The sequence below is a fragment of the Anaeromicrobium sp. genome (genome assembly GCF_025210435.1).
GTDB lineage: Bacteria > Bacillota > Clostridia > Peptostreptococcales > Thermotaleaceae > Anaeromicrobium.
In genome coordinates this window covers 54,715-64,016 of the sequence record NZ_JAOART010000105.1, presented here as the reverse complement: position 1 = coordinate 64,016, position 9,302 = coordinate 54,715, and the positions used below count along the sequence as shown (strand labels likewise).

The window sequence follows — 9,302 nt, the reverse complement described above, 5'->3', positions numbered from 1 at the left end:
GTATCGTTTTAGTGTGGGTTCATAGCTCAGTTGGATAGAGCAACGGCCTTCTAAGCCGTGTGTCCGGGGTTCGAATCCCTGTGGACCCGCCATTATATAGATTAAAAAATACCAAATAAGTAAAACATGGTGGGTGTAGTCAAGTGGTTAAGACACAGGATTGTGGCTCCTGCATGCGTGGGTTCAAATCCCATCATCCACCCCATTAATACCTTGGGGTATGGCCAAGTCGGTAAGGCACCAGATTTTGATTCTGGCATGCGTAGGTTCGAGTCCTGCTACCCCAGCCAATAAATTTTAATAATGTAAGTATGCGGATGTAGTTTAGTGGTAAAACTCCAGCCTTCCAAGCTGGTTATGTGAGTTCGATTCTCATCATCCGCTCCAAATGTATAAAAGGTCTTGAGTTGGTTAAGGATACTGGCTTAGGGCTTTTTTTATGTATAAAAAAGATTTATAGGTTTCCTAGTTTTAAACTTTCTTTATGTGAGCCTACTTCAGGAAAATATATTGAAAATTTTTTCCACCCAAGTCCTTGTCACAAGCGAAAGTGAGAATCTTCGTAGATAGGTACATGTGTCATGTTCAAATAGCATAGGATGTTGTGACGTTCCAGGGTTCCAAAAATTTTCAATATATTTTCCCTTGTAGGCAAGTTACCGTATAAACTTGCTTTATGTGAGCCTACTTTAGGAAATTATTGCAAGAAATAGTTTTTCACACTTGAATTTACTTTTTTCTTTGTTTATAATATTATGTATTAATAAGAAAAACAAATATATGGGTTATTAGCTCAGTTGGATAGAGTGCTAGACTTCGAATCTAGGCGTCGGGGGTTCGAGTCCCTCATGACCCACCAATATAAAAAAGAATCCTTATATATAAGGATTCTTTTTTTATCCTAAGAGAGAGGGAAGAGCCTATTGAATATTCTAACGATTAAGAATGTTCAATGAAAAACCTTGACTGAAAATTATAAGGGTGGTAACATTGTATCAAGGAAGAAGGGGAAATTTAATTACAATAGAAAATCATTGTAATTAGATTAAAAAATACAAAGATAAAAACGGAGGGGTTTATTATGGGAATAAAATACATACCAGAACCATTTAGGATTAAGATGGTAGAGACTATTAAAATCCTTACTAGAGAAGAAAGAGAAGAGAAAATTGCAGAGGCAAAATATAATCTATTTAACCTTAGGGGAGAAGATGTATATATTGATTTATTAACAGATAGTGGAACAAATGCCATGAGTCAAGAACAGTGGGCTGGAGTTATGAAAGGTGACGAGGCCTATGCAGGTGCATCAAGTTACTTTAAGCTAGTAGAAGCAGCACAGGATGTGTTTGGTTATAAATATATACAACCTGTACATCAGGGCCGTGCAGCTGAAAAGGTTTTATTTGGTCTATTAATGGGAGTGGGAAAATACTCTATTTCTAATATGCACTTTGATACAACAAGAGCCCATGTGGAATTAGCTGGTGCAAGGGCTATTGATTGTGTAGTTCCAGAAGCAGGAGATCCAGCAAAAAGGGTACCATTTAAAGGGAATATGGACGTTGAAAAATTAGAATCTTTAATAAAAGAATATGGAGCAGATAATATTGGCCTTGTTATTATGACCATAACAAATAATTCAGCAGGAGGTCAGCCCGTATCTGTTCAAAATGTAAGGGAAACGTCAGAAGTATGTAAAAAATATGGTATTAAATTTTGTATTGATGCTGCCCGTTATGCAGAAAATGCATTCTTTATAAAGGAACGTGAAGTAGGATATGAGAATACATCCATAAAGGATATTATTAAAGAAGTGTTTAGTTATGCTGATATGTTTACAATGAGTGCTAAAAAAGATACTATTGTAAATATGGGTGGTTTACTTGGTATTAAAGATGATGAAGAATTATATCAAGCTTGTAAAGGTCGTACAATCTCCTATGAAGGTTTTGTTACCTATGGTGGTCTTTCAGGCCGTGATCTTGAGTGTTTAGCAATAGGTCTTTATGAAGGATTAGATGAAAATTACCTTAGATATCGTATTGGACAACTGGAATACCTTGCGGCTAGACTTGATGAGGCAGGTATAGCATATCAAGCACCAGTAGGTGGTCATGGAGTATTTGTAGATGCTAAATCCATGTTTCCGCATATTCCATATAATGAGTTTCCAGGTCAAGCCCTTGCCATTGAACTTTATAAGGAAGCTGGAATTCGTTCCTGTGATATAGGTTCTTACATGTTAGGTAATGATCCAGATACGGGAGAACAATTAAAGGCTAAGTTTGAGTTTACCCGTTTAGCTGTTCCACGTCGTGTATATACTCAAGCCCATATAGATGTTATGGCAGATGCACTAATTGCCATTAAAGAAAGAGCTAGTGAAGTAAAAGGATACAAAATCACATGGGAGCCACCAATTCTTAGACACTTCCAAGCCAGTCTTGCACCTATAGAAGAATAATATAAGGCATATTCAAAAAATAAATTAGTCATTTCACTGGTTATTTGAATTATTTTCTTCGTTATGGAATCGCTCGCATATGTTTAATATGCTCGCTCACCATGCCTTGAAAATAATCTAAATCCCTCAGAGAACTGACTAGTTTATTTCTTTCATATGCTTAAAAACACCTGTGTCAATTGATACAGGTGTTTTTCATTTTATAATGGAGTTTGGATTAAATAGCTAGAATCTAGAATGGTAGTGTGTATGCAATAATTTATGGGAAAGTTCTCCAAGGGGTTCTCCTAGGAAGTCTTCATAAAGTTCCTTTATAGCTGGATTTTCATGGGATTTTCTAATTTCCATATTCTTATCCACTTCATAAATTGCATCTATTCTTTTCTCGTTTATTTTAGGGTCTATATTAATAGGTTGACCACCACCGCCAATGCAACCACCGGGACAAGCCATTATTTCAACAAAGGCATAGTCCGATTTTCCCCGTCTTATTTCATCTAATATTACACTGGCGTTCTTAAGTCCGTGAGCCACGGCTACTTTAATAGGTGTACCATTTATATTAACAATAGCTTCCTTGTGTCCCTTAGTACCTCTTACATCTTTAAAATCTATATTACTTAAAGATTCTTTAGTAAGAAGTTCGTATACAGACCTAAGGGCTGCTTCCATAACTCCACCAGTAGCACCAAAAATAGCTCCTGCTCCTGTGGTTATACCAAAAGGATTATCAAATTGTTCATCTTCAATATATCTAAAGTCAATACCCTTTGATTTTATTAATTTGCTAAATTCTCTAGTTGTTAGAACTGAATCCACATCAACATATCCATAGGAATTCATTTCCTTTCTATTGGCTTCGAATTTCTTAGCAGTACAAGGCATTATGGATACGGTGAAAATTTTGGATGGATGTATGCCTGTCTTTTGAGAATAATAAGTTTTTGATAAGGCACCAAACATTTGTTGTGGTGATTTACAAGTGGATAGGTGATCTATTAAATCAGGTGCAAAGGTTTCCACATAATTAATCCATCCAGGAGAACAAGATGTAATCATAGGTAGTACTCCACCATTTTCTATTCTATTAATTAATTCATGGCCCTCTTCAATAATAGTCAAATCTGCTGTGAAGTTTGTATCAAATACTTTGTTAAAGCCAATTCTCTTTAGACTAGAAACTATCTTTCCAGTAGTAATTTCTCCAGGATTTAAGTTGAATTCTTCTCCGATACTAACTCTCACTGCAGGAGCAATTTGAACTATAACATGCATATTAGGATCATCTAATGCATTTAATACATTGTTAATGGAATCTTTTTCATAAATGGCTCCTACTGGGCAAACCTTTATACATTGACCACAAAAAACACATTCGGTTTCGTGCAATTTTTTATCGAATCTAGGAAGGATTTCATAGGATGTACTACGATTAGCACAGGCTAATACATTTACGTTTTGTATACTACTACAGACTTCTACGCATCTACCACACTTTATACATTTACTATAATCTCTAACTATGGAGGGATTAAAATCATCCATAGGATGGGATTCTACTGCATCTCCTTCCAAACTGTTATGGGAAATATTAAAACGCTCACATAGGGTTTGTAATTCACAATTACCATTACGTATGCATTTTAAGCAATCTTGATTATGATTAGCTAATATGAGCTCTAGTACACCCCTTTGAGCTTCCCTTACAAATTTTGAATTAGTTAATATGTTCATTCCTTCCTTTACCTTTGTAGAACAGGCAGGAACTAGTTTTTTATTATCTGTTTCAACAAGACAAATTCTACAATTAGCCTTGATTGTTTGATCCGGGTGGTAGCAAAGGGTTGGTATGTGTATATGCAATTTTTTTGCTGCTTCTAGTATGGTGCTATTTTCTTCAACAATAACATTTTTATTATCAATAGTTAAATTAACCATCTATAGGCCTCCTTTTTAATAAGTGACTCTAATACCATCTATGTTACTACATAGTTCTGGCGAGAAATATTTTATGGCAGATAAAAGGGCCGTAGGTGCTGTTTGGCCTAAACCACAGAAAGATGCATGTTTCATAACATTAGCTATTTTTTCTATATTATTTAGATCATCCATAGTTCCTTCACCAGCAGATATTTTTCTAAGGATCTTAGAAATTTGCCTTTTTCCTTCACGACAAGGTGTACATTTTCCACAAGATTCATGATAAAAGAAATCTTCAATAGCTTCTAGGAATTTTACAATACTTTGAGTTTCATCTGCTACTAATATGGAACCTGAACCTATAGGGAATCCATTAGCATCTAAATCTTCATAAGAATATTTAGTTTCTAATAAATCTCTTGGTAATATGGCACCGGAAGCTCCACCTAGTTGTAAAAACTTTACCTTCCCATCCTTTTCTACGCCTCCACCAACATCATATATTATTTCCTTTAGGGTTATGCCAAAGGGGATTTCATATACTCCAGGTCGTTTTATATTTCCACAAAGACTTATGATCTTAGTGCCTGTACTTGATTCTGTTCCATAACGGGCATATTCTTCAGCACCGTGTTTTAATATGGTAGTAACACAAGCTAGGGTTTCCACGTTATTTACTAGGGTAGGTTTGTTAAGGTATCCCACTTCACCTATGCGTGGGGGTTTAATCCTAGGTCGTCCAGCTTTTCCTTCCATAGATTCTATCATGGATGAATTTTCACCACATACGTAAGCTCCAGCACCGGAGAATACTTTTATACTAAAGTCAAAGCCACTATTTAAAATGTCTTTTCCTAAATAACCATGATTTTCAGCTATTTCTATGGCCTCTCTAAAATTATCATGTAAATAGGAATATTCTTCTCTAATGTATATATAGCCTTCATTTGCTCCATTTACAAAGGCTGATATGGTCATACCTTCTATGATTTTGTAAGGGTCTTTTTTTAGGAGTTCCCTGTCTTTAAAGGTTCCTGGTTCTCCTTCGTCTGCATTACAAAATACAAATTTTCTATCAGCTTTACGATTATGGCCTATATGCCATTTTTTCCAAGTGGGGAAAGCTGCACCACCACGACCTCTTAATCCAGACAGTTTTATTTGGGAAATAACATAGTCAGCACCATTGTGGATAGCTTTTTTTAAAGCATGAAAGCCTCCTATTTCTATATATTCATCTATATTTTTATAATGATACTTATCAAAGTTCTCTGTTATAAGCTTTTGTACTCTATTCATAAGACTCTCCCTTCAAATTATTAATAATTTTATTAACCTTATCTTTGGTCAGGTTTCCATAAACTTTTTTGTTTATGCGTATGGCAGGAGAAATATCACAAGCACCAAAACAGGCTGTATATTCTAAGGTAAACATATTATCCTCTGTAGTTTCACCTATTTTAATATTTAAAATATTTTCTAGTGCATTTTGTATGCTATTGCTATCTTTTATTCTACAGACACTACTATCACAAAGTTGAATTAAGTATTTTCCCTTTTTAGTTTCATTTAAAGCTGCAAAGAATGTTAAAACCTCATATATTCTATTTTTATTTATACCTAATTTATGAGCTACATAATCTGCAATTTCTTCTGAAATATATTGTCCTTCAACTTCGTCTTGAATATGTTGCAAGATGTGTATTAGCGATTTTTCATCATGGTTAAATTTTTTAAGTATGTGATCGATTTGAGTATAATTGGAATTCACTGTTTTTCCCCCTTTTTCTACAAAAAAATATATTTTCCGAAAATTGAAAATCTTGATTCATTGTAACAATGAAAATGCCATGAGTCAAGAATTGATATTTTCATAACATTATTTTGACAATTAATTATCAAAAAAAATGTGGGATAATGTGAAAAATTCACAGTTTAAGTAGAAAATATGGTAAATATACATATAATCAATGAAATAAATTTCATTAATTAGATTATTAACAAACAATCTTTTTTAGGCATATACCTTAGCTAAATATACAAAAAAATACACTAATATTGTATTTAAGAGGAAATAATAAAATATTTATTTCTTTATTAGAAAATTTGTAGAAAAACTAGTATAATAATATATATATAATTTATTTAAAATAATTAAGGAAAAATATTCAAAAAAATTATATAATAGTATATAGATAATGATAGTAAGGAGTAGACAAATGCTAAAAGATAAGTTAAAAGGACTAAGACAAGAAATAAAATTATCACAAAAGGAACTTGCTGCTAAGATAGGAATAGGATCAAGTACTTATGGTTCCTATGAAAGAGGTCAAAGAATCCCAAACAAGGAAACATTAGAAAAAATAGCTGATGCATTAGGTTGTACCCCAGAATATATATTAGGAAGAACAGACAACAAAGAATTAACCATAGTAGAAGGAAATGAAATTCCAGAAGAATTAAGGAAAATAGGTATAGAATACCTACAAGTAACTAGGGATGTGAAGAAAAATGGATTCACACCTGAAAAGATTCGTCAATTAAAAAATTCTTTAAGAAAAATGGGCTTTAGTATAAAATAATAATTTTATTAAATAAAAAATCTCTGAGAAAAAAATTCAGAGATTTTTTATTTAACTTTTAGTTTCCATCAATATATGATTGGCAAATTCCTTTGCCCTAATATCCACATCACTATATTTGAGAATACTACCAGGATCATTGGCCGTGTACATGAGAGAAAAATAAGGGGGCAATCTAAAGCCCTTATTTAAATTTAAGGCACTTATTAATTGCTTAGCCACTATATCACTTCCGGAGTTTCCTGATACAACTATGGAAAATAGGCTTTTATCATAAAATTTAGACCTCCTATAAAGGGCCGTTAATCTATTTATAACAGCACTAATGTTGGCAGAGAGGGCATCGTTATAGTTAGGACATAAAAAGACTAATCCATTGGCAGCTTCTATGGCTGGATATATTTCTTTAACCATAGTTCCACCATAAAAACAGCTACTTTGTTTACTATAATGTTTACAAGTTTTAAATGCACAACCTATACAATCTAAAATAGTACCATTTTCCACATGATATTCACTTACGGAATTTAAGTTACTTTTTATTAAATTCCAAAGGGTTAAGGTATTAGATGTTTTATAGTTGCTAGAATGAAGGGCCAGAACATGGGGATTTTCAAGGATCTTTGGATTATAACACATTAATCTATCTATAGTATTTTTACATAGGTTACTAGAGAGCTCTGGTAATGGAATGTTAAATTTCTTTTGAAAGGTATAGAGATTTTTTAAATCCTTAGTCATCTCAACTAGGGGTTGTCCCATAAAAGAACATCCTAGATTATTCAAAAGAAAGACCATGTCCCTAGCAAAATTTTTCGTGTATAAGTCACTATTGCTTTTTATTATTAAGGAGGCACTAGAACCTAATAAGGACTTATTAGATAATCTATAAAGATTTCTTACAAACTTTAAAGCATCTTCACAAATTCCTATTTCGTTTAGTTCTATGGCAAATAATATTTTTTTATTTTGAAGATATTTTTCATCTGTCACCTGATCTACATAAACCACATCTAATCCAGCTGTAGCTTCTATTATGGTTTTTTCAAGGAGTGAGGACTTGTTTTTAGATGAAATAATGTACAAATTCATTATAATATGCTCCTTAAATAATTGTATGTTTCTTCTATCCTATGTAAGAGAACTGGATCTAATTTATTTCTTTCCATTTCTATTACATTGTCTAACCTTCTATTTTTTGACCCCATAAATATATCTCCTAAGAAAGTTGCACTAAAATTCCAATGTCCCCTTAGGGTGGCTAGGATGGATAAAGCACCAGATGATAAGGCTGGAGCTATGTAGGGTTTAAAACCTAGAGCTCTAACATCTAAATTTGCCTTAATAGTTTTATCCGTAAGGGTTAATGACAACTCATGATTATAATCATTAATATTATTTGCTATTATTAATCCTTTACCGTGGGGACCAAAGGCACGGCCATTTACAGGATAACCTTGGGCACCATCTACGAAATTAGAATAAAACGCAGCCCTCCCGTGCATTACACCAAGACCATATCCTTGAATTTGACTAGGACTTAAGCCTAGAGAGTCAAAATGTCCATCCCCATTTGTATTACTAGATAAATATGCTTTTTTACAAAGTAGATCTACAGGATCTGAAACTACTCCAAAGATTCCTTTAAAATTTCTTTTTCTAGCTTCCTTAGCATATAGGTCTATTATGTTAGAGTTTTTTTCAAATTGAGCCATTCTCACATCGGCAATCTTTTCTCCCACAGGAGGAATAAAGGCAGAGGCACAAAAGGCAAAGAAGTCACAATGAAATAGATCATCATAAGAGCACATGGTAACCTTTGGAAATGACTTTTTATCTGTAGAATATATTTGTCCTAGTTCATAAAACCATCTTTTTTGGGTAGATTCATTTCTAGAATAAATTCCTATTTCATCTAATATATCTCCACCTAGGAGTCTAAGACCTATGGCTAGGGTAGACCCCACATCTCCAAGACCTAGTACATTTATTTTATATTTTTTCTTTTTTGTGTAAACTAGTTTATCCTTCCAATTAGGAAATAATATATTAATTCCCGTTACTTTTTTCTCTCTTATCTTATGAACTACTTGGATTGGTAGATTATAGTCTTTATTGTCACTCACATTTAAAAGATTATAGTCTTCCTTATGAATAAATAATAAATCTTCATGGGATACCACATAAGTATCCCTAGTGTTTATAGGATTGCCCTTAAATAAATAATATAATTTATCATGGGAATGTAAATCCTGTAGATGACCTATTTGTAAACCATCTATTTGGAAAAGGGAAAAGGCAAATTGATTATTAATTTTGTAAAAATACACATT

General features: G+C 33.1%; 7 protein-coding genes and 5 tRNA genes. 7 read left to right on the top strand and 5 right to left on the bottom strand.

What is annotated here, in order from left to right; genetic code table 11:
• Positions 1-15: 15 nt before the first annotated feature.
• The 6 genes from N4A57_RS13205 to N4A57_RS13180 all read left to right on the top strand — a co-directional run bounded on the left by N4A57_RS13205 (position 16) and on the right by N4A57_RS13180 (position 2,467).
• A tRNA-Arg gene (locus N4A57_RS13205) sits at positions 16-92 on the top strand.
• Between the two features lie 37 nt (positions 93-129).
• Positions 130-205: transfer RNA gene (locus N4A57_RS13200), tRNA-His, on the top strand.
• 9 nt (positions 206-214) lie between these two features.
• Positions 215-290, top strand: a tRNA-Gln gene (locus N4A57_RS13195).
• Between the two features lie 23 nt (positions 291-313).
• Positions 314-387 (top strand) — tRNA-Gly (locus N4A57_RS13190).
• A gap of 395 nt (positions 388-782) precedes the next feature.
• Positions 783-859: transfer RNA gene (locus tag N4A57_RS13185), tRNA-Arg, on the top strand.
• Positions 860-1,081: 222 nt separating this feature from the next.
• Positions 1,082-2,467 (top strand): tryptophanase, encoded by a 1,386-nt coding sequence (locus N4A57_RS13180; protein WP_293658460.1) that lies wholly within the window; start codon positions 1,082-1,084, stop codon positions 2,465-2,467.
• Positions 2,468-2,692: 225 nt separating this feature from the next.
• On the opposite strand, the gene N4A57_RS13175 is transcribed toward N4A57_RS13180, so the two are convergent.
• From N4A57_RS13175 to N4A57_RS13165, 3 genes are read right to left on the bottom strand one after another with little or no spacing between them, the layout of a single operon-like run.
• Positions 2,693-4,405, bottom strand: coding sequence for an NADH-dependent [FeFe] hydrogenase, group A6 (locus N4A57_RS13175; RefSeq protein ID WP_293658459.1), 1,713 nt, complete (start codon positions 4,403-4,405; stop codon positions 2,693-2,695).
• A gap of 15 nt (positions 4,406-4,420) precedes the next feature.
• On the bottom strand, positions 4,421-5,686 hold the full coding sequence (locus N4A57_RS13170) for a complex I 51 kDa subunit family protein (protein WP_293658458.1): 1,266 nt from the start codon (positions 5,684-5,686) through the stop codon (positions 4,421-4,423).
• The gene (locus tag N4A57_RS13165; protein ID WP_293658457.1) at positions 5,679-6,158 is read right to left on the bottom strand and encodes an NADH-quinone oxidoreductase subunit NuoE family protein; all 480 of its coding nucleotides are present in this window, start codon (positions 6,156-6,158) and stop codon (positions 5,679-5,681) included. The genes N4A57_RS13170 and N4A57_RS13165 overlap by 8 nt, the downstream gene beginning before the upstream one ends.
• A 448-nt stretch (positions 6,159-6,606) precedes the next feature.
• On the opposite strand from N4A57_RS13165, the gene N4A57_RS13160 reads away from it, so the two are divergent.
• The gene (locus tag N4A57_RS13160) at positions 6,607-6,969 is read left to right on the top strand and encodes a helix-turn-helix domain-containing protein (protein WP_293658456.1); all 363 of its coding nucleotides are present in this window, start codon (positions 6,607-6,609) and stop codon (positions 6,967-6,969) included.
• A 51-nt stretch (positions 6,970-7,020) separates the two neighbouring features.
• Here the strand turns inward: N4A57_RS13160 and N4A57_RS13155 are convergent, their stop codons facing one another.
• Both N4A57_RS13155 and N4A57_RS13150 read right to left on the bottom strand, forming a co-directional pair.
• The gene (locus tag N4A57_RS13155) at positions 7,021-8,061 is read right to left on the bottom strand and encodes a flavodoxin family protein (RefSeq protein WP_293658455.1); all 1,041 of its coding nucleotides are present in this window, start codon (positions 8,059-8,061) and stop codon (positions 7,021-7,023) included.
• Complete coding sequence (locus N4A57_RS13150; RefSeq protein ID WP_293658454.1) at positions 8,061-9,299, bottom strand: lactate/malate family dehydrogenase; 1,239 nt, start codon at positions 9,297-9,299, stop codon at positions 8,061-8,063. Before N4A57_RS13150 ends, N4A57_RS13155 begins: the two co-directional genes overlap by 1 nt.
• Positions 9,300-9,302 lie beyond the last annotated feature (3 nt).